The organism is Massilia sp. R2A-15 (assembly GCF_030704305.1).
Taxonomy (GTDB): Bacteria; Pseudomonadota; Gammaproteobacteria; order Burkholderiales; family Burkholderiaceae_D; genus JAFCUW01.
This window is the reverse complement of sequence record NZ_CP131935.1, coordinates 4,175,735-4,196,935: the sequence shown is the minus strand read 5'-3', so window position 1 is coordinate 4,196,935 and position 21,201 is coordinate 4,175,735. Positions and strand designations below refer to the sequence as shown.

Genomic DNA, 21,201 nt, shown 5'->3' with positions numbered 1-21,201 from the left:
AACTCCACGCTACGCCTGGCGCGCTACGGCTGGGTTCGGTTAGCGCAAGCCGGAGTTAAAACCGCGCCGCAGCATTTTCTATATACTGTCGGCAATCGTAATTTTTGAGGTTCCATTCATGTCCCACGACCATTTTTCCGAAAAAGATTGGCGCCGCCTGCTGGCCAGCCTGGGTGAAGACCCGGACCGTCCAGGCCTGGTCGAGACGCCGGCGCGCGTGTCGAAGGCATGGAAGCACTGGACCTCGGGCTACGACCAGGATCCCGAGACCTTGCTCAAGGCTTTCGAGGACGGCGCCGAGCAGTACAACGAGCTGATCGTCGTGCGCAACATCCCGGTCTACAGCCACTGCGAACACCACCTGGCGCCGTTCTTCGGCAAGGCTACCGTCGGCTACCTGCCGAACGGGAAAATCGTCGGGCTGTCCAAGCTGACCCGCCTGGTCGACTGCTTCGCCAAGCGCCTGCAGGTGCAGGAACGGATGACGATCCAGATCGCCAACGCGCTGATGGAAGTGCTCGAGCCGAAGGCGGTGGGCGTGGTCGTCAAGTGCCGCCACCTGTGCATGGAAAGCCGCGGCATCCGCACGCCGGGCGAAGAAACCATCACCTCGGCGATGCTGGGCGAGCTGCAGCCGAACCTGGCGCTGCGCACCGAATTTTTGGCGCTGGCGCGCGACTGATGGCCGGCGCCGGCATCGACTGGCAGCGCGATCCGGAGGCGGCGTTCGCCGAAGCGCGTGCGCGCGGCCTGCCGCTGCTGCTGTACTGGGGCGCCGCGTGGTGCCCGCCGTGCAACCGGATCAAGTCGCTGGTGTTCGGTCGGCCCGATTTCCTGGCATTGTCCGATTCCTTCGTCGCGCTGGCGATCGACGGCGACAGTGCCGGCGCCCAGCGGCTGGGCGAGGAGCGCAAGCTGCGCAGCTATCCCACGCTGGTGGTGTATCGTCCCGACGGCGCCGAAGTCACGCGGCTGCCGTGCGAGCTCGATGGCAAGCGCTTCGTCCACATCCTCGCGCTGGCGCTCAACGCCCGCTACACCGCGGCCGAGTCGCTCAGCGTGGCGCTGTCGCGCGAGCGCGCGCTGTCCGATGACGATTGGAACCTGCTCAGTTTCTATTCGTGGGACACCGACGAGCGCCAGCTGCTCAAGAACCTCGACTTCGCCGCGATCGTCGCCAGCCTGACGCGCGCCTGCACCCTGCCACACGCGGCGCTGCGGCTCGAGTGGCTGGGCCTGCACGCGGCGGCGATGGCCGGCGAGACAGGCGTGGACCAGGCCGCGGCGATCGCGCGGCTGGAGACCACGCTGAACGATCCGGCGGTGGTGTGCCAGCAGCTCGACATCGTGATCGGCTACGCGCTCGACCTGGTGCGCTTCCTGACGGAGCCGGGCAGCGGCGCGCGGCTGGCGCTGATCGACACCTGGTCGCGCGCGCTGGAAGTGCTGGAATATGACGACACCCTGAACCTGTGCGACCGCCTCGGCGCGCTGCGCACGCGCGTGCGGCTGGCCCGGCTCGGCGCGGGCAACGCGAACCTGGCGGCGCTGGCGCGCGATCGCGTGGCCGCCGCGGTGGCCGCTGCCGACGCGCCGGCGCTGCGCCACGCCGTCATCAATGGCGGCGCGGGCATCCTGATGGACGCGGGCCTGGCGCTAGAGGCCGCGCAGCTGCTGCAGAACGAGCTGGCGCGATCGCATTCGCCGTTCTTCTTCATGCATACGCTGGCGGCGATCGCCAAGCGCCGCGGCGACCCGGCGGGCGCGCTCGACTGGTACGAACGCGCGTGGCAAGGCGCCACCGGCAGTGCGACGCGGATCCAGTGGGGCGCGAGCTGGCTGCTGGCGCTGCTGGACTTGGCGCCGGGCGACGAGGCGCGCATCGAACGCTGCGCGCAGGAATTGTCCGATCAGTTCGAAGCGACGCCGGACGCCGGCTGCCAGCGCAACCGGACGCAGGCGGCGCGGATTGCCAAGGCCTTGTCGGGACGCGACGAGCTTGGCGAGCAACTGCAACGGTTGCGGGGCCTGGTCCTGCGGACCTGAACCTTGTTCTGCATTTTTCGGGAACCTGTTCCGATTCTCGCCATCCAATCCTATTTGGGGGGCGACGATGCCAAGGCCAGAATACCCCAGCGATGTAGCTCGCGATAAATTCGAACGGATCCGCCCGATGCTGGAAGCGGCGCGGCGCAAGACGCGCCCGCGCAAGCACGATCTTTACGACGTGTTTTGCGCGGTGCTGTACTTCGTCGATAGTGGCGTGGCGTGGCGCAGCCTGCCGCCCGAGTTTCCGCCGTGGCGCACCGTGCACGAATATTTCACCCAGTGGACGCTGGCGCGCGGCGACGAGCGCAGCCTGCTCGAGCGCGCGCTGGAAGAGATCGGCCGGTCCGAGACGCTGGACAAGATGCGCAAGCGGATTGGGGAGTTCCACTCCGCCGCCGCGTGAGCCAACGAATGTCGTTCCTGCGGAGGCAGGAACCCATGCTGAGTTCGCAAATTGATGGCGTGCGCCACGTGGTCTCGGCGTCAGCATGGGTACCAGCCTCCGCTGGTACGACAGGCGTGATCCAAGGGTTGTCGTTCCTGCGAAGGCAGGAACCCATGGTGAGGTCGCAATCTGACGGCGTTGCTTTTGGCCGCGTGGTTTCGGCGTCAGCATGGGTACCAGCCTTCGCTGGTACGACAGGCGGATGTCAACCTGTAGCTGCCGTCGCGTGATCCAAGGGGCGTCGTTCCTGCGAAGGCAGGAACCCATGCTGAGTCCGCAAATTGATGGCGTGCGCCGCGTGGTCTTGGCGTCAGTATGGGTACCAGCGAGGGGGCGCCGAGCCCTGGTACGACACGCGGGCGTCAACCCGTTGCCCGCCGCCGCGTGATCCAAGGGTTGTCGTTCCTGCGGAGGCAGGAACCCATGCTGAGTCCGCAAATTGATGACGTGCGCCGCGTGGTCTCGGCGTCAGTATGGGTACCAGCCTCCGCTGGTACGACGGGCGGGCGTCAACCTGTAGCTACCGTCGCGTGATCCAAGGGTTGTCGTTCCTGCGAAGGCAGGAACCCATGCTGAGTTCGCAAATTGATGACGTGCGCCGCGTGGTCTCGGCGTCAGCATGGGTACCAGCCTTCGCTGGTACGACAGGCGGGCGTCAACTTGTAGCCCGCCGCCGCGTGAACCGCCGCTAAAGAATCAGCACCAGCGAGCCGATCACCACCAGCGCGCCGCCGATGGCGCCCTTGAGCGTGAACGGCTCGCCCAGGATCAGCCAGCCGCTGACGATCACCAGCGCCACGCTCAGCTTGTCCACCGGCGCCACCACCGACACCGGCCCCAGCTGCAGCGCGCGAAAGTAGCACAGCCACGACAGCCCGGTGGTGACGCCCGACGCAAGCAGGCAGGTCCAGCCGACCCAGCTGCCGCCCGACGGCTTCTGCCATTCCGAGCGCGCCGAGATGATCAGCGCCGTCACCATCAGGATCACGACCGTGCGGATCAGCGTGGCCATGTTGCTGTTCATGTGCGCCACCCCGACCTTGGCCAGGATGGCCGTCATCGCCGCGAACACGGCGGACAAGACGGCGAAGCTTTGCCATGACAGGGTCAGGTTCATGGCGCTTTTTCGAACACCAGTTTCTTGTCCGCGTTGAGCTTGAAGGCGCCCAGGCGCTCGCCCAGTTCCGCGGCGGTCGGCTCGGTCAGGCGCGTGCAGGACGCGGTCTCGACGCGCATCACCTGCTTGCCGATGCGCAGAGAGTAGACGTTCTCGCCCGCGCTGTAGAGCTCGACGTCGAGCTCGGCGAGCGGCACCGTGGTCATCGGGAACAGGCGCTGGCAGTCGGGCAGGTGAGTCGTCACCATGCGCACGATGACGTCGTTGTTCCAGAAATATTCCTGCTCCGCCCGCAGGGTGATCGCGTGGTTCGGGCCATCGACGAGGTAACTGGTGGATTGATTCAGGCAGCCGGCCAGCAGCAGGGGAGCGAGGAGGAGCGGAAGGCTGCGCTTCATGGGTGTCCTGTGGATGCGGGGTTGGTGAAAATTGCTCTGCGGAGTATATCAGCGGCGGCGAACGAAGCCGGGGACTGGTCCCGCGGACCTGTCCCCATCTTCATTTTTTGCGCCAGTAGCGGTCCATCAGGGGCTTGACGCTGATGCCGTGCACGACGATCGACAGCGCCACCACGATGGCGGTGATGTCGATCACGTCACGCGCCAGGCCCGGCGGCATGCCGTGATTGATCGCGAACATCAGGTAGTACAGCGAGCCGATGCCTCGCACGCCGAACCAGCCGACGATCAGCTTCACCCGCATCGTGGCGCCGCTGCCCGCCAGACCGAGCAGCACGCTCACCGGCCGCGCCACCAGGAACAGGAACAGCGCCGTGCCCCAGGTGCGCCAGTTCCACGCCTGCAAGGTCAGCATGCCGCCCAGCAGCAGCACCAGCGTCAGCTCCGACAGCCGCTCGAGGTGCTCCTTGAAGATCAGCGACTCGCCGCTCACCGTCAGCGGCGTCGTCTCGGGATCGGGCACCTCGTCGTTGGCCGGGTCGGCCTTGGGATCGTCCGGCACCAGCAGGCCTTGGCGGTTCTTGTGCGCGCCGGCCAGCACCAGTTCGGTATGGCGCAGCGCCAGGCCGGCGAAAAACACGGCCAGGAATCCCCACGCGTGCAGCAGCACGGATACGCCGTAGACCACCCCGATCAGGCCCAGGCCGACCAGGTCGTCGAGCACCTCGTGCTTCGGCTCCTGATTGCGCAGCGCCCAGCCCAGCCGGCCAAGCGCGGCGCCGCTGGCCATACCGATCGCCACCGCGCCCAGCGTGGCCCAGACCACGTCCACCAGCGCCCAGCGCCAGGCGTACTGGCCCAGCTCGTTCGCGCCCAGCAGGCCCAGGCCCAGCATTACGAAAGGGAACGCCGAGCCGTCGTTCATGCCCGCCTCGGACGTCAGGGTGAAGCGCAGCGTGTCGTAGTCGCCGGCGTGGCGCACCTGTACGTCGGTAGCCAGCACCGGATCGGTGGGCGCCAGGATCGCACCCAGCAGCACGCCCGCGCCGATCGGCAGGCCCAGCACGAAATACGCGAAGGCGGCGACCAGGCCGACCGTGATCGACATCGACACCCAGGCCAGCCGGATCGACGGCGCCCAGCGCTTGAAGGTGATCGGCACGGGCATTTTGACGCCGGCGGAAAACAGCGAAATGAGGACGGCGATCTCGGTGGCCGTTTCCAGGATGTGGGACCTGGCGACCGGGTCGAAATGGAAGATGCCGAGGGCGAACGGGCCGAGCACGACGCCGACGGCGAGATAAGCGATGGAGGACGTGATCGGCAGGCGCGCGATGGTGGTGGCGGCGAGGCCGCGCGCCAGCATCAGCAGGCCGATCAGCAGGAACCAGTAGGTAGTCGTCATAATGACGATTCTACAATTGATGCGCCGCATCAAACGCGCGCTTGAACGGCGGCGGATGCAAGAAGGGGTCAGGTTCGTCGAACCTGACCCCAGGGGTTGGGCCGAGGCGTTTGCATGTACCTCATATTTGCGAATTGCAGCGACAAAAATGGGGTCAGGTCGCGCAGGACCTGACCCCCCACCCCGGTTACTTCGCCGAGGTGATGTACTTCAGGTAGGAACCCTGGCCGTAGAAAATCGCGCTCTCGTCCACCAGTCCTTCGCGCTTGTAGATCTCGTGCACCTTCGGCAGGTTGCCGAACGATACGCCCGGATGCATGTGGTGGTACACGTGCAGGCCGAAGTTCAGGTCGGGGAACACGATGCGCTGCCACCAGTTCAGCTGCAGCAGCGGCGTGGTCGCGTGAATCGAGCCGTTTTCGATGTTGTACTCGTGCTCGGCCACGGCAACCCAGCGCAGCATCAGCTGGGTCACAGTCAGGATCGGCAGCACCCAGTACAGCAGGAACACTTTCCAGCCGCCGGCCAGCGTCAGCGCCGTCGCCAGCGCCACGAAGAAGCCGATGCGCAGCCACTTCGGCGTCGGGTTGCGGCGGGTGAATTCGTCGGTCGCATGCGCCTTCTTGCCGCGGATGACGCGGATGATGTTGATGCCGGAGAGGTCGCGCAGCGCGATGCCCAGCAGCTGGCGCTTGGTCATCGGATAGGTCCACTCCGGGCCGGACTTGCGGATGAAGTCCGGATCGGCGTCGGTGAAGCAGTACTTGTGGTGCGACAGGTGCACCTTGGCATAATCTTCGACGGTGGTGACGAACAGCGGATACACGGCGAACACGTTGATCAGCCAGTCGGCGTACTTGTTGCGCATGCCCAGGCGGTGCACCTGCTCGTGCAGCAGCAGCGCCAGCGCCATCTGGCGGGTGCCGACCAGGAAGGCGCAGACCAGGCTGATGGCTAGGTTATCGAAATGCACGCCGACGGCGATGAGGCCGGCAACGGTGGCCCAAGTGAGTGCTAACTCCGCCGCAAAGCGAACAGGGCGGGCGCCGGAGAGCGCCATGATCTCGGCGCGGGCGGCGCCGGACAGTGCCTTGGCATCGGCCAACACAGCCGGACGAAGCACTCCGGGGGTGGGGGCTTCGGTTGCGTCAGCCGGGTACGTCAATACAGTGGTATTCATGATGTCATTTCTCGCCGCAAAGTGCATTCGATCGGATGATGTAATGGTATGCGGCGTGCGTACCGATCAAATCGTTAAGTAGAGCGGGTTTTCTGTGACTTCTTGAACATTTGATATCTCCGCCGTCGCACCTGCGCAGGCAGGTGCCCATGCTGAGCGTGCTTTTGCCTTTTCGCTAGCTCAGCATGGGTTCCTGCCTCCGCAGGAACGACATCGGGTGCAGCCCCGGGGTGCCGTAGCAGGCATACAATGATGTTTTTCTAGCTACGGCGCGACGACACGCGCCCTGATCACCATGGCGCATATCCACCCGGCCGGCTGGCGCGAGTTGTCCGTGACCGGCGCCGCCGCCCGCGAAATCGAAACGCTCGCCTGGCTCGACGCCGCGCTGGCCGACGCGCCCTACAGCATCTACCACGGCGTCCACTGGACCAACGTCGAGCAGGGCTTCTCGGCCTACGGCGAGATCGACTTCATCGTCCTCGCACCGAGCGGCCGTATCCTCCTGATCGAACAGAAGGCCGGCTTCCTGACCGAGACGCCGGACGGCCTGGTCAAGAACTACCACGGCAAGCCGCGCAACATCCGCGCCGACATCCTGCGCACCATCGACGGACTGACGCGCCGCTTCGGCGACGACCTGTCGATCGACTACCTGCTGTACTGCCCCGACTACATCGTGCGCGATCCGCACCTGGCCGGCATCGACCCGCGCCACATCATCGACGCCACCAGCAAGGACCGGCTGCCGCTTGTGATCCGCGAGACCCTGCCGGTGACCGAGCCGGGCGAACAGTTCGAGCAGGTCGCGCGCTTCCTCGGCGACACCCTTAGCCTGCGGCCCGACCCCAGCGCCATGATCGGCTGCGCCACGCGGATGGTGACGCGCCTGTCCGGCGGACTTGCGATGTGGGCGCGCCGGCTCGACTTTGCGCCATACCGGCTGCGCGTGGTCGGCACCGCCGGCAGCGGCAAGACCCAGCTGGCGCTGGCCGAATACGGCGCCGCGATCGACGCCGGCCTGCGACCGCTGTACGTCTGCTTCAACCGCCCGCTGGCCGACCACATCGACCGGCTGGTGCCGGACGGCGGGCGCGTGGCCACCTTCCACATGTTGGGCGACGCCTTCATGCGCGCCCGCGGCATCACGCCCGACTACGGCTCGCCCGAGGTGTGGCGCGAAATGGAAAGCGCGCTGGCGACGGCGGACCTGCCGGAGACGTGGAAGTACGACGTGCTGATCGTCGACGAAGGCCAGGATTTTTCGGCGGCGTGGCGCGACATTTTGCTGCGCATGCTGAAGGAGGGTGGGCGCGCAACGTGGCTGGAGGATCCGACGCAAAACCTGTACGGGCGCGAGATGGTGGCGCTGCCGGGATGGGTGACGCTGCATTCGAACGCCAACTACCGAAGCCCGCGACAGATCGTCGACATGCTCGCATCGATCGGCGACGCGCGCGAACCGGTGGAAGCGGCCAGTCCGTTCGACGGCGCCGACATCGAAGCGCTGGTGTATGCGGACGGCGATGCCGACGCCATGATCGCGCAGACCAAGCACGCCATTACGCTGTGCCTGGCGGCCGGCTTCGCGCGGCAGGATATCGCGATCGCCTCGTTCCGCGGGCGCGAGAAGTCCGCGATCCTGCGGCTCGACACGCTGGGCGACGCGCATACGCTGAAGTCCTTTACCGGCACGTATGATGAAGAGGGCAATCCCGTGTTCCGCGATGGCGGGCTGCTGGCAGAGTCGGTGTACCGCTTCAAGGGCCAGTCGGCGCCGGCGGTGATTTTCACGGAGATCGACTTCGCCGAGATCGACGAGCTGGTGTTTCGCAAGCTATTCGTCGGCATGACGCGGGCGCGGCTGAAGCTGGTGCTGGTGATGAGCGAGCGCGCCGCCGAGCAGCTGCTTACGCGAATTTAGCCCGCGGCGCCTGCAAGATGGGTCAGGTTCGCAGAACCAGACCCCGCCGTCGGACACGCCTCCGACTTGCCGGCGCAACGATTTCGGCCCGCGCCGCCTGAAAGAAGGGGTCAGGTCCGCCGGACCTGACCCCGAAGTTGAACGCGCCGCCGAACCGCCACCGCAACGATGTCGGCCCGCGCCGCCCGCAAACCGGGGTCTGGTCCTGAGGACCTGACCCCATCTTGCCCCGTCCCCGCGCCATTTCTATCCGCTTGACAATCCTCAGCCGACGCCTATTCTGGCATTGGCTTCCTTACCTCAGCCGCCAGCCGCGTCACCCTGCATCGAACTCACAACAACGATAGGAGACTGCATGGACCTTCGCCTCACCTCCCTCACCGCCGCCCTGCTTGCCAGCCTGCTCAGCGCAAGCGCTTTGGGCGCCGTGGTCGTCCTCCCCAAGTACAACGTCAGCACCAACGACGTTTCCGTCTCCGGCCTGTCGTCCGGCGGGTACATGGCCGCCCAGATGCACTTCGCATATTCGAAGACGATCAAAAAAGGCGCCGGCATCGTCGCCGGCGGCCCGGTCTACTGCTCGCAAGGCAACGTCTCCATCGCCACCGGCCCGTGCATGGCCGATACCGGATCGCGCAACCTCTCCTACCTCGAATCGGTGATCGACACCTGGTCCGGCAACGGCTACATCGACCCCACCAGCAACCTGGCCGGCGCCAGGGTCTACCTGTTTTCCGGCACACTCGACTCCACCGTCAGGCAGCCGGTGATGAACGACCTGAATTCGATGTACGCCCACTACATCAACGCGGCCAACATCTTCTACAAGAACACACTGGCCGCCGAGCATTCGATGCCGACCGACTTCTTCGGCAACGCCTGCAGCGTCAACGGCTCGCCCTACGTCAACAACTGCAACTTCGACACCGCCGGCGAAATCCTCAAGTGGATCTACGGCCCGCTGAACGCCAAGAACGTCAGCACGCTCTCCGGCACCTTCATCAATTTCGACCAGGCCGCCTTCTGGGGCAATTTCAATCCCAACACGCACGGCATGGCCAGCAGCGGCTACGCCTACGTGCCCGCCAGTTGCGCCGAGGGGCAGGCCTGCAAGCTGCACGTGGCCTTCCACGGTTGCAAGCAGAACGTCGCCACGGTGGGCGTCAACTATTACCAGAACACCGGCTACAACCGCTGGGCGGACACCAACAACATGATCGTGCTGTATCCGCAGGCGACTTCGACGGCGGCGAACCCGAACGGCTGCTGGGACTGGTGGGGCTACGATGACGTCAACTTCCCGGCCAAGAGCGGCGGGCAAATGGTGGCGATCAAGACGATGATCGACCGCATCGTCAGCGGCAACGTGGCCGCCCCATATACGTGCGGCCACTGGTACGACAGCAACTACTGGCACGTGTACTACGGCCGCGCGTATATCGGCGGCGACGGCCAGGTGTACGCCACCAACTCCAACCAGTACCTCGGCTATTACTCGACCGCGGCCTACACCGACGTGCGGCGCACCTCGGCCGGCTACTACGCCTACGGCAGTTGCCCCTGATCGCGCCCGGGGTCTGGTCCTGCGGACCTGACCCCTAATTTGACGCCACCCGGTGCGTCTTGTAAGGCACGCCATATCCGGGCTCTGGTCCTGCAGCCCCCATCTTCCCTGCCACCCAGCCCGTTGTTGCAAATTTCATTTGCAATTCGAGGTAAGTTGGCAAACTTTCATTGCAAGGATGAAAAATATCGTAGAAGCTTGCAGTTGTGTACGCGCGCCCTTAGCGCGATTCGAATTCCGACAGGAGCCTTACCGATGGCAGCAGCAAAAGAACAAAGCGCAGTCGATCAGCAACTGAGCGAGGCGATCGCGGCCGTCGAGGCTGGCGACGGCGCCAAGGCGATGCAGCTGCTCCAGGCGCTGGCAGAGCAGGGCAACGACATTGCCGAGTACAACCTGGGCGTGCTGCACGAGGGCGCCGCCGGCATTCCGGTCAACCTCGAAGAAGCGGTGCGCTGGTACAAGCAGGCTGCGGAAAAAGGCAACACGTTGGCGCAGTACAACCTGAGCGTGATGTACGACCTCGGCCGCGGTGTGGAGCAGGACTACGCGCAGGCGCTGGCGTGGCTGGAGCGCGCCGCATCAGCGGGGCATGCCTCGGCGCAGACCAATCTTGGCGTCATGTACGACAACGGGCAGGGCGTCGAGCAGGATGTGGTGAAAGCGGCGGAATGGTTCCAGCGCGCAGCCGCGCAGGGCAATGCGGTAGCCGAATGCAACCTGGCGTCGATGTACTTCTACGGTGTGGGCGTCGAGCAGAACTTCGATCAAGCGCTGACCTTGTACGTCCTGGCCGCAGAGAAGGGCAACCAGGTCGCGATCGACAAGGTGAATGAAATCATCGCGGCGATTGATGCCGATAAGGCCTGATCGTCTGGCACCCACGCCTTCGGGGAAAACAGCTGAAGAAATTTTCCTATCAGAACTACGACGGGTTACACTGAAATTTTGTCGTTCTGATATCTATGACGAATTTGCTACCTGACGGTCTCTACGACGAACTTCTTACCGAAGACTTAGCTCTAACCCTGGCACAGCAGATTTCGTTAGGCCAGAGGACGCTTGGATCGATTGACGCTGCCGATGGCGCGCGGCGCTTGGCAGACGCTCTCGCAGATCAACTTGCAAGCGTCCTTCAAGAGATTTCACCGCGACAGACTGACGAGGCGGCTGAGCTGGAGGGGCGACCGACTCGCCTTCAACTGCAGCTGGAGTTCGTCAACGCGATGCTAGTCGATCTCAGAAGTCGTCTCGCGAGTCAATTTCCGACATCAGACTTCGGAGCGAATGTTCGCCTGCTTGCGAGTCCTCCACAACAGCTCACCGCGATTCACCGCCAGCGCACGGCGCCAACTGTACCTGATACCGGCATAACTTCGCCTTGGCTTTTCACCGCGGCCAAAGCGTCGCCGGCACTGCTGTCTGAACTGCGTCATGAGTTAGCAAGTAGCGACCGCGTAGACATACTCATGAGTTTCATCACCGTTTCCGGCATTCGCAAGATTCGCGATATTTTGCATAGCATTACGGCGGTGGATGGCGCCGGAAAATCACGCGCACGAATGCGCATTCTTACGACCACTTATATCGGTGCGACCGAGGCGCAAGCCGTCGACGAGTTAGCGCGGCTGCCAAATTGCGAGGTGCGAATCTCGCTTGACGGACGGCGCACACGGTTACACGCGAAGGCTTGGATTTTTGAGCGTAACAGCGGCTTTGGCACAGCCTACGTCGGTAGCGCGAATCTAACGCAAGCCGCACTCGCTGGCGGATTGGAATGGACCGTCAAGTTCGCCGAGCGCGGCCAGGGTCCAATGTTCTCGCAAGCGCAAGCCCATTTCGAGACGCTGTGGCACGACAAAGAGTTTGTGCTTTACGACCCGAACAACCCCGAGCACCGCACGGCGCTCGATGCAGCGATCGCTCAAGAAAAAGGTGGCAGCAAGTCGGAGCAGGCGGCAAATGTGTTCAGTTTCTTCGACCTTCAGCCGAAGAACTATCAGCTAGAAATGCTCGAGCAGTTGCAAGCTGAACGCGAGCATGGGCGTATGCGAAATCTTGTCGTTGCGGCGACAGGTACCGGCAAAACTATCGTGGCGGCGTTTGACTATCAGCGAATCTGCAACAAATACGGCGGTCGCCCTCGCTTGCTGTTCGTGGCCCACCGAATCGAAATACTCCAACAAGCGATAAAGACTTATCGCGAGGTATTGCGCGACGGAGGTTTCGGTCAGCTCCTTAGCGGCGACCACGCGCTGGGTAGTCCCGACCATCTTTTCGCCACCATCGAGAGCGTCCACCGTAAGGAGTTACTCCATCGTTATGGAGCAGACTACTGGCACGCGGTGGTCTTTGATGAATGCCACCGGATGGCTGCTAACAGCTTTGACGCCATTGCAACGCGCATCAAGCCAACGATCCTGATCGGACTGACCGCGACGCCGGAGCGAAGTGATGGCAGGCCGATTTCCGTGTATTTCGATCCCCGTCCCGACGGAAGTCCCGCAGTTGAGCTTCGCCTCTGGCACGCACTCGACTTGCAACTGCTTGCGCCGTTTGAATACTTCGCATGCGATGACCCGACGAATCTGCGCGATATCCCATGGAGACAGCCGGGTGAGGCAGCAATGCTCGACAATGTCCTCACCGGAAATGAAATTCGTGCGCGCCTCATCATCAACGAGTGGGCTCGTCTCTGCGCTGATCCTCGAAAGGGTAGGGCCATTGCGTTTTGCGTGAGTGTTAGACACGCAGAATTCATGACAAAGAAATTCAACGCCGCGGGCATACCAGCGCTGTGTGTTACTGGTCAATCGTCAACATCCGAACGGGAGTACGCGCCCGTCGCGCTCGCGGCCGGAAAGGTCTGCGTGCTAGTTACGGTCGACTTGTTCAATGAGGGCGTCGATATCCCCACTGTCGATACGCTGCTTCTGTTGCGGCCAACCCAGAGTCCGGTTTTGTTCCAACAGCAAATTGGGCGTGGCTTGCGCCTGTCTCCTGGCAAGGAAAGCTGCTTGATTCTCGACTTCGTTGGCCAGTATTCGAGCGAGTTTCGCTTTGACCATCTGCTTGGGCAGATGACGGGCTTGAATCGTCGCCAGCTGATCGACGGCGTGGAGAACGGCTTCAATCAACTGCCGCCTGGTTGTCATATTCAGTTGCAGAGGCAAAGCCGCGAGCAAATTCTCCACAATCTTCGCACACTCATCAATCAAAATTGGGCGCGTCTCACACGTGAGCTTCAGGCATACGTGAGCTTGAGAGGGCACCAAAATGTCAGCCTCGCTGAGTTCCTACACGATCAAGCGCTGAGTATTGGCGACATCTACCGTGGCAAGGGAAATAGCGGATGGGCTGCTTTGCGTCGCGCCGCCGGATTGGCGGTCCAAGATGTCGGAGCAGAAGAGGAATATTTTGGTCGGCGATTCGCGGCGTTGTTGCACAGCAGCGATCCATCTCAAATTGCCTTGATGTCGCGGATTGTGGAGGAGGCGCCTGATGAGCTGGCGCTGGATGGCGAACAAGCCTTGCGCTTGCAAATGTTAGCGTATCAGGTGGACGGGACCGCAAGTCGGGTTGGAAGCGGAGCGGCCTTCGCGCAGCGCTTGCTAGCCAATCCGAACAGCGCGCATGAGTTAGCAGAGTTGGCGAAAGTTTTAAATGCGAATGCATTACCCCATTCGGCGCCCATTCCGGGCCTTGAGTTCGCACCGCTCTGTCTTCACGGGCATTATCGCCTCAATGAAATCCTCACGGCGGTGGGATTTCTCACCGCCTCCGCCCGGCCGCTCTTCAATACCGGCGTGTTGCGACTCAAGGACCGTAAGCTCGAGCTGATGTTTGTAACGCTGGACAAGCGTAGCGGCTTCCACGAATCGGTGGCGTATCACGATTATGCGATCAGCCACGATTTGTTCCATTGGCAGTCCCAAAATAGTGCGGCGCCGACTACGCCGATCGGGCGCCAGTATCTCGAGAGTGTGGGTGAGAAAGCTAACGGTTGGTCGTACCAGCTGTTTGTTCGCCCTGATTCGGAGAGCCCATACCTAGCTTGCGGACCAACGATTTTTCAGAACACCCACGGCGAGCGGCCCATGAATATCACTTGGAAACTCTATATCCCGCTGCCCGCGGCGGCATTTAGCCAATTCAGCGTATTGAGGATGGGTTAGCAAAGAGACGACAAGGTGCGGCCGGCTGCGGGGACAAAGCCGGGGTCAGGTCCGGCGGACCTGAGCCCGGATCGGTGACTCAACCGCCGATTTGCCTGAACGGGTCCAAGGCCAGATCAATCATCCTCCGTTCGCGTACCACGATCTCTGCCACCGCCGCCATCCCATATCGCAGCGGGTATGAAGTATTGCCAACGCGATAGTGATCCGCTTCTAGCGCGATTCGACCCTCGTACACGGGCTGTTTGGTCACCGCCGACACCTTGGTCGCCGGCGAGATGAATTGCAGCGTGCCCTTGATCAGCCCGTAACGCTGGTACGGAAACGCGTTGAACTTGATCTGCACCGGCAGTCCCTCGCGCAGGAAGCCGCGGTCGTTCTCGGCGATCTCGATCTTCAGGATCGGCTTCGCATCCTTCGGCGCGATGCCGCCCAGCGGCGAGTTGGCCTGGATCTTGTCGCCGGGCTGCGTCGACGTCACGTCCGTGATCACGCCGTCCACCGGCGCGACGATCAGCAGGAAGTTGTCCTTGTCGATGTTTTCGAACTTGATGCGCGCCGCAGCATCCGCCACCAGCCGCGCCGTCTGCACTTGCAGCTTGAGCTTGTCCTCGGCGTTGGCCACCTCGCGGTCCGCCGATTCGGATTGCAGTCGCAGCTTGGTCAGTTCCTGCCCGCTGGTCTCGAGCTGCGACTTGGCTTGGGTGAACTCGAGGCTTTGCCGCGCGTTCAGTTCGCTGAAGCGGGCCTGCGCGACGCGCATGGCGTTCTCCGCGGCCAGCAGGGCGTTTTTCTTTTGTTCGACCTGCAACTGCGACACGCCGCCGCCGCCGGCCATGGCGAACAGGCGCGTGTATTTGTCGGCCTCGTCCTTGGCGGCATCGCGCGCGCGCCTGGCGTCGTCCATGTTGGTGCGCGCTTCCTGGACTTGCGCTTGCTGGCCCGCGGTGACCTTGCTGGTGCCTTCGGCCAGGCGCCGTTCGTGCTGCTTTTCTTCGACGGCGGTCGCTTCCTTGAGCGCGGCGGCGCGGCGCTCCATCAGCGCTTTCTTTTCGGGGAATTCTTTCCATTCGCGTTCGGCGTCTTCCAGCTTGAGCCGCGCTTCGAGGGCGTTCTTGGCCGCTTCGATCGCGCCGCGCGCGTAGATCCGCGCCACCACGTCGCCCTTGAGCACGGGCTGACCTTCGGCGATGTAGATGCTGGACAGCTCGCCGTCGATCGGCGCATACAGCCGCCGCACCTCGGATGCGGGCACCAGCGTGCCGGGCGCCGTGACCATCACGTCGGCGTGGCCGAAGAAGGACCAGGCCAGCCCGGCCAGCACCAGCCCGACCATGGTGTAGACCACCGCGCGCGTGAAGCGCCACGGTTCGGCGGTCAGAATCGAGATGCCTTCGGCGCTGTGGTCCTCCAGCGCTTCGGTCAGGGGCTTAAGGGGATTGCTGCTCATGGGCCGGTCCTCCGCCCGACAGGGCAAGTTTGCGCACGTGGCTTAGCGCAACCGCGTAGGTGTCGCGAAACTCGGGCACGTACGAGCTGATTGTGGAGAAGGCGCGCTGGTGCAGTTCGGTCTCGTCTTCCCATTGCTTGAGGATCTGTTTGATCCTGGCGGCGTCGGCTGGGCTGCTGGATGCGGCCTCGGCGCCGCCGCGTGCGGCGACGAATTTTTCGATGTCGCCGATCCAGGCAAGTTCGTCCACCAGCGGCATCAGCTCGGGATTCTGCCGCGCGTTTTGCCGCATCGTTGCGACCACGGATGTGGCGGCGGTGAACTGGCGCGCCTTGAGCAGCGCGGACCAGCGCGGGACGTTAGCCTTGAGCTGAGCCTGGGTGGCGAGGTTGCGCAACGTGAGGTTGTCCGGATCGCGCGCCAGGCCGTCGGTGGCGACGGCTGCCGCCTTGGCGTAGTTGCCGCTGGCGAGCAGATCCTGCGCGTCGCGCTCCGGCGCGCCGGCCAGGTACAGCGCCAGCGTGACCACGACCAGGGCGGCCAGCGCCATCAGGCCTAGACGAATGGCGGGCTTCTTGCTCACGTCCTCGCCGCCGATGGCCGCCCTCAGTTCGGCGATGAAGGCGGCGGTCCTGCCTTGCGGCCGGGCACGGGCGGCTTCGGCGGCGGGCACTTCGGCCGCTTCGGCGCGCGGCTCCTCGTGCGGCGGGTCGACGCAGAAGATGTCGAGGAAGGAGTCGGCCGCCGCCACGAAGGTGGTCTTGTCGGTGTCGATGGCGGGCGCGGCGGCCGCGGCCCCGAAGCGGGTGACGGTGGGATCGACGGTCGGGTCGTCCCATTGCGCGCTGAGCCGGTAGACGAAGTGGTGGCCGCCGAAGCCGACGGTGCTGCCCTCCGTTAGCGCGACAGCGTGCTCTTCGAGCCGCGTGCCGTCCACGAAGGTGCCGTTGGTGCTGCCGAGGTCTTCGATGAAGGGCCGGCCGTGCTTGAGAAAGATGTGGGCGTGGCGGCGCGACAGGTAGTTCACTTGCGCCGGCGCGCTGGCCTGGTAGCGCGCGAAGGTGTCGTCGGCCTTGCTGATCAGGAAGGGGAATTCGGTGACGACGATCGGCTGCAGGCCAGAGTCCGGCGATTCGGGCGTGAGCGTCAGGCTGGCCAGGGTGGCCGTGGGCGGCGGCGCCGGCCCGCCTTCCACCAGCTTGAGCCGGTACGACAGGGCGCGGCCGAAACCGATTTCGTCGCCGTTGCCCAGCCGGGTGATGGTCTGCTTCAGCGCGGCGCCGTTGACCGTGGTGCCGTTCTTGCTGTCGAGGTCGGCCAGGTAGACGGCGCCGCCTTCGCAGAAGATGCGGGCGTGGCGGCGCGACAGGTCGGCCACGACGTCGGCCGGGTAGGAGGCGAACGGCGCTTCGGTGCGGCCGACCGCGAACAGGCTGCCGTCGATGCGGATGTCGGCCAGTCCCGGCGGGTTGAGCGGCTGCAGCACGATCATGCGCTGCTGGCCCGCCGGTGCGCGCGCTTCGGCCACGGCGTGCCCGCCGTCCGGTTCATTCGCGGGACGCATGCCGCACATCCACCGGCGCCCAGCCGCCGCCCAGCGCCTTGTACAAAGTCACCGTGTCGGACAGGATCTGCTGGTGGTTGGCCAGCAGCGCCAGTTCGGCCGACAGCAGCGAGCGCTCGGTTTCGAATACTTCCAGCTGAGACACCAGCCCTTCCTTGAGTTGGGCGTCGATCTGCACGGCCACGGTGCGCAGCTGGTCGGTCTGCTGCTGCAGCTGCTCGCGCTGCTTGCGGTGCGCGTCGAGGTTGACCAGCGCGTTCTCCACTTCTTCGAAGGCGGCCATGACGGTGGCGCGGTATTGCTGCTCGGCGACCTGGGTGCGCGCTTCGCTGGTCTTGATTTTCGCCTTGACGCTGGGGTCGAAGATCGGGAAGTTGATGCTGGGGAGCAGGCCGAAGGTGAAGGACTTGAGCAGGCTGCTCAGCGCGAAGCTGGCGGTGCCGCCGCGCCCGGTCAGGCCGATCGAGGGCAGTTGCGCCAGCTTGGCCTGGCCGACCAGCTCGTAGGCGACCAGCACGCGAAATTCCGCGGCGACGACGTCGGGCCGACGCTTGAGCAGCTGGGACGGCAGGCCTTCGGGCACGGTCGGCAGTTGCACGCGCTGCTGCAGGTTGCCCTTGGGTACCGTGAAGTCGCCGGCCGGCACGGCGACCAGGGTGGAGAGCGCGTTGCCGGCGATGGCGCGCAGGCGGCGCAGTTCGATCAGGGCGTTGGTCAGGCCGTTGACCTCCGCGCCCTGCTGCAGCACGCGCGTCTGCGGCACCAGGCCGTTTTGCTGCATCGCCTGGTAGGTGGCGAGGATCTGCTGGCTCTTGGCGAGCGATTTTTGCTGCTGGTCGATCTGTTCGTCGAATTGCAGGATCTGGAAGTAGGTGGTGGCGACGTCGGCCGCGAGCTTGAGGTAGCCGGCGCGCCACTCGGCTTCGGTCGCCTTGTATTCGGCGGTCTGGGCTTTCACGCCTTTTTCGACCTTGCCCCAGATGTCGATGTCCCAGTTGACCTGGGTGCCGAGATTGAATTGCTTGCGGAAGTTCTGGCCGGTGCTTTTTTCGAAGCTGGCGCCGGCGCCGGCGTCGAGCGTGGGAAGGGCGCCGGCGCGCGCTTCGCCGATCTCGGCGCCCGCCACGCCGATGCGCGCGGCCAGCACCTTGAGGTCGAAGTTGCCGTTGACGGCCTTGTCGACCAGGCCGTCCAGGTAGGGGTCCTTGAACTGCTTCCACCAGTCGATCTGGATGGTGTCGCCGGGGGAGGCGGGGCGGCCGGAAGTTTGCGACCAGCCGGCTTTTTCCGGCACCGACGGCTGCTGGTAGGGCTTCTGGCTGACGTCGGCGCAGCCCCACAGCAGCATGGCGGCGAGCAGGGCGAAGAGATGGTTCAGGCGGCGCATGATGTGGCCCATCCGCGTGATTCGACGAACACCTTGAATAGGCGCGGGTCGAGGTGGCCGGCGGCGCATTCGGCGTCCATCAGCGCAAGCGCCGCTTCGGCCGGCACCGCCTGCTTGTAGGGGCGGTCGCGCGCGGTGAGGGCGTCGTAGATGTCGCTGATGGTGAGGATGCGGGTCTGGATGCTGATCTGCCCGCCCTTCAGGCCCATCGGGTAGCCGGAGCCGTCGAGCTTTTCGTGGTGGCCGTGGGCGATCGCGGGCACGCCGGCCAGTTCGCGCGTCCACGGGATCAAAATGAGGAAGGAGTAGGAATCGACCACGTGGGCTTCGATCTGGCGCCGTTCGTCGGGCGTCAGGCAGCCGCGCGCGATGTTGAGCGCGGCCAGTTCGTCGTCGTCGAGCAGGTGGAACACGTCGCCTTCCGGATGGCGGCAGGCGTAGCGGCGGATCGGGTCGAGCTCGAAGCGCTTGCCGCCCTCGGAGATGGCGGGCTCGTTGGCCTGCCGGATCGATTCGAGGAAGGCGTCGAGGCGGGCGCTTTCGATGCGCAGCTCGGCGTCGATGTTTTCCTTGCGGCGGCGGAATTCGGCGTCATCGAGGCGTTCACGCAGGTGCGTTTCGGCCAGCTCGCGGTAGGCCTGGCGCTCGATGCAGGAGCGGGCGTAGCGGAAGCGCTGCTCCAGCAGGCGCATGTCGGCGTGGTGCAGTTTCTTTTCCTTGCGCAGGACGTGCTCGCGCACGCCGACCTTGCCAAAGTCGTGCAGCAGCGCGGCGTAGTGGATTTCGCGCAGCTGTTCCCTGGTGAAGGCGATGCGGCGCAGGTCGGGGTCGTCGGCGCGGCCGATGGCCTCGGCCAGCCGGTCGGAATATTCGGCGACGCGGAAGGAGTGGCCGGCCGTGACGGGGTCGCGTTCTTCGATCGCCTGCACCGAGGCGCTGACGAAGCCGTCCAGCAGGCCCTTGATGTCGGCGTAGAGCTGGAAGTTTTTCAGGGCGACGGCGGTCTCGGCGCACACGCCGCTCAGGATTTCAAGGTCGGCCTCGGTGAACGCGAAGGGGTCGGAGGAGGTGTCAACCTGGATCAGGCCGATCACTTCGTCGCCGATGATCAGGGGCACGCACATGACGCTGAGGATGGCTTGCGCGACGATCGATTCCTGCGCCGAGAAGTGGCGGTTGGACAGCGTGTCGGTGGAGAGGATGGCGTGCTTCCTGTGCAGCACTTCGTCGACGATGGTGTGCGAGATGCGCACGGTGGCCGGGTCCTGGATGGCGCCGTCGCGGCGGCGCGCGGCCACCGGCACCGGGGCGTCGCGCTCGTTGACCCTGAGCAGGATGAAGGCGCGCTCGGCCAGCGGGAACAGGTCGAAAATAAAATTCATGATGCGCTCGGTGAGCGTGGCGCGGTCGGTCACGGCGCCGAGCGCGATGCTGACCTGGGCCATTGCGTGCAGGCGCTTGACGGATTTTTCGAGGTCGCTGGGCGCGGCGGCCGGCCGCATGGTCGGCTGGGCGTACTGGGTGGCGTCCACGGCCTTGGTGATGATGGTGGGCATGCTTTCGCGCGGCGGGATGACCAGCGAGTGGAACACCATTTGCGCCGAGGACAGCGACAGTTCGTCGCCGTCGTGCAGCGGGTGCCAGGCGCCGGGCGCGAGGCGCTGGCCGAGCACGAAGGTGCCGTTGCGCGAGTGCAGGTCTTCGATGAAGTAGTTGGCGCCGCGGCGGCGGATGCGGGCGTGGCGGCGGCTGATGGTGTGCTCGGGCACGCAGATGAACTTGTCGGAGGCGAGCGCGTCCTGCGGGTCGCGCCCGATCACCGCTTCGTCGTGCAGCGGCAGCACCGCGGGCTTGGCGCTGCCGGCGCCAGTCAGCTCGAGGTAGGCGGAGACGGCGCCGCCCGGTGCGGGGAAGGAAGGCGATGTTTCCATGTCATCTGACGGTGATGGTGATTTTCTTCGACTTGACGGGCGGATTGTGGGGGATGTGGTTTTCGTCGCCCATCAGCAGTTGCAGGGTGTGCTTGCCCGGCGCGAGTTCGATGGTGGTTTCCGTTTCGCCCGCGCCGAAGTGCAGGTGGTTGCGGTCGTTGGGGATGGGCTGGTCCAGCGGCGGCAGGTCGGTGTCGATCAGCAGGTGGTGGTGGCCGGTGTTCTTGAACGCGACGCCTTTTGGCGCCACGCCCATGTAGCGCAGGCCGAACCAGACGCGGAAGGGCTTGCCCGCGGCGATCACCTGGCCGTCGTTGGGCCAGCCGATGTAGCAGTAGGCGTTGGCCGGCGCCGGGGAGTTGGCGGCGATGGGCGCGGCGCTCCACAGACAGGCAAGCACAGCTGCGGCGGCGAGGGATTTGCGCATGGCATGGCTCCATCCAAAATGGGGACTCGGCATCCCCGTCGCTCCGCGGGACCAGACCCCGGGATACGATTGGCGATCAGGCCCCCGGGGACCCGTCCCGAATACCGTCAGTTAAGGTGTCGTACCTGCGAAGGCAGGTACCCATGCTGAGCGAGCTTTACTTCGTCGGCGCGCTCAGCATGGGT

General features: G+C 64.6%; 15 protein-coding genes and 1 pseudogene. 7 read left to right on the top strand and 9 right to left on the bottom strand.

The window, feature by feature from the left end:
• Positions 1 to 118: 118 nt before the first annotated feature.
• The 3 genes and pseudogenes from folE to Q4S45_RS19310 form a co-directional block, all read left to right on the top strand.
• Positions 119 to 682 (top strand): GTP cyclohydrolase I FolE, encoded by a 564-nt coding sequence (gene folE / locus Q4S45_RS19320; protein WP_305507031.1) that lies wholly within the window; start codon positions 119 to 121, stop codon positions 680 to 682.
• A complete protein-coding gene (locus Q4S45_RS19315; RefSeq protein WP_305507030.1) occupies positions 682 to 2,046 on the top strand; it encodes a thioredoxin family protein in 1,365 nt (454 codons plus the stop codon). The genes folE and Q4S45_RS19315 overlap by 1 nt, the downstream gene beginning before the upstream one ends.
• Positions 2,047 to 2,113: 67 nt before the next feature.
• Positions 2,114 to 2,389 (top strand): annotated as a pseudogene (locus Q4S45_RS19310) (transposase); the annotation flags it as partial.
• A 793-nt stretch (positions 2,390 to 3,182) separates the two neighbouring features.
• Here Q4S45_RS19310 and Q4S45_RS19305 read toward each other — a convergent pair.
• The 4 genes from Q4S45_RS19305 to Q4S45_RS19290 form a co-directional block, all read right to left on the bottom strand.
• Complete coding sequence (locus Q4S45_RS19305; RefSeq protein ID WP_305507029.1) at positions 3,183 to 3,611, bottom strand: EamA family transporter; 429 nt, start codon at positions 3,609 to 3,611, stop codon at positions 3,183 to 3,185.
• Positions 3,608 to 4,009 carry a hypothetical protein gene (locus tag Q4S45_RS19300; protein ID WP_305507028.1) on the bottom strand — a complete coding sequence of 134 codons (402 nt, stop codon included), beginning with the start codon at positions 4,007 to 4,009 and terminating at the stop codon, positions 3,608 to 3,610. The genes Q4S45_RS19305 and Q4S45_RS19300 overlap by 4 nt, the downstream gene beginning before the upstream one ends.
• A 100-nt stretch (positions 4,010 to 4,109) precedes the next feature.
• Complete coding sequence (locus Q4S45_RS19295) at positions 4,110 to 5,414, bottom strand: sodium:proton antiporter (RefSeq protein WP_305507027.1); 1,305 nt, start codon at positions 5,412 to 5,414, stop codon at positions 4,110 to 4,112.
• Between the two features lie 187 nt (positions 5,415 to 5,601).
• A complete protein-coding gene (locus tag Q4S45_RS19290) occupies positions 5,602 to 6,522 on the bottom strand; it encodes a fatty acid desaturase (protein ID WP_305507026.1) in 921 nt (306 codons plus the stop codon).
• Positions 6,523 to 6,889: 367 nt separating this feature from the next.
• Here Q4S45_RS19290 and Q4S45_RS19285 point away from each other — a divergent pair, with 367 nt between their 5' ends.
• The 4 genes from Q4S45_RS19285 (at position 6,890) to Q4S45_RS19270 (ending at position 14,257) form a co-directional block, all read left to right on the top strand.
• Positions 6,890 to 8,518 (top strand): ATP-binding domain-containing protein, encoded by a 1,629-nt coding sequence (locus tag Q4S45_RS19285; protein ID WP_305507025.1) that lies wholly within the window; start codon positions 6,890 to 6,892, stop codon positions 8,516 to 8,518.
• A 355-nt stretch (positions 8,519 to 8,873) separates the two neighbouring features.
• Complete coding sequence (locus Q4S45_RS19280) at positions 8,874 to 10,082, top strand: PHB depolymerase family esterase (RefSeq protein ID WP_305507024.1); 1,209 nt, start codon at positions 8,874 to 8,876, stop codon at positions 10,080 to 10,082.
• Positions 10,083 to 10,337: 255 nt separating this feature from the next.
• Entirely contained in the window at positions 10,338 to 10,952 is a 615-nt protein-coding gene (locus Q4S45_RS19275; RefSeq protein ID WP_305507023.1) for a tetratricopeptide repeat protein, read from the top strand.
• Between the two features lie 95 nt (positions 10,953 to 11,047).
• Positions 11,048 to 14,257: a DUF3427 domain-containing protein gene (locus Q4S45_RS19270; RefSeq protein ID WP_305507022.1), complete on the top strand. Its 3,210-nt coding sequence runs from the start codon at positions 11,048 to 11,050 to the stop codon at positions 14,255 to 14,257.
• Between the two features lie 79 nt (positions 14,258 to 14,336).
• On the opposite strand, the gene Q4S45_RS19265 is transcribed toward Q4S45_RS19270, so the two are convergent.
• From Q4S45_RS19265 to Q4S45_RS19245, 5 genes are read right to left on the bottom strand one after another with little or no spacing between them, the layout of a single operon-like run.
• A complete protein-coding gene (locus tag Q4S45_RS19265; protein ID WP_305507021.1) occupies positions 14,337 to 15,707 on the bottom strand; it encodes an HlyD family efflux transporter periplasmic adaptor subunit in 1,371 nt (456 codons plus the stop codon).
• Positions 15,688 to 17,271: an FHA domain-containing protein gene (locus Q4S45_RS19260; protein ID WP_305507020.1), complete on the bottom strand. Its 1,584-nt coding sequence runs from the start codon at positions 17,269 to 17,271 to the stop codon at positions 15,688 to 15,690. The genes Q4S45_RS19265 and Q4S45_RS19260 overlap by 20 nt, the downstream gene beginning before the upstream one ends.
• On the bottom strand, positions 17,255 to 18,658 hold the full coding sequence (locus Q4S45_RS19255) for an efflux transporter outer membrane subunit (RefSeq protein ID WP_305507019.1): 1,404 nt from the start codon (positions 18,656 to 18,658) through the stop codon (positions 17,255 to 17,257). The genes Q4S45_RS19260 and Q4S45_RS19255 overlap by 17 nt, the downstream gene beginning before the upstream one ends.
• A complete protein-coding gene (locus Q4S45_RS19250; RefSeq protein ID WP_305507018.1) occupies positions 18,646 to 20,589 on the bottom strand; it encodes an HD domain-containing phosphohydrolase in 1,944 nt (647 codons plus the stop codon). The genes Q4S45_RS19255 and Q4S45_RS19250 overlap by 13 nt, the downstream gene beginning before the upstream one ends.
• Before the next feature lies 1 nt (position 20,590).
• Positions 20,591 to 21,016, bottom strand: a complete 426-nt coding sequence (locus tag Q4S45_RS19245; RefSeq protein WP_305507017.1) for a DUF4399 domain-containing protein — start codon at positions 21,014 to 21,016, stop codon at positions 20,591 to 20,593.
• Between the last annotated feature and the right edge of the window lie 185 nt (positions 21,017 to 21,201).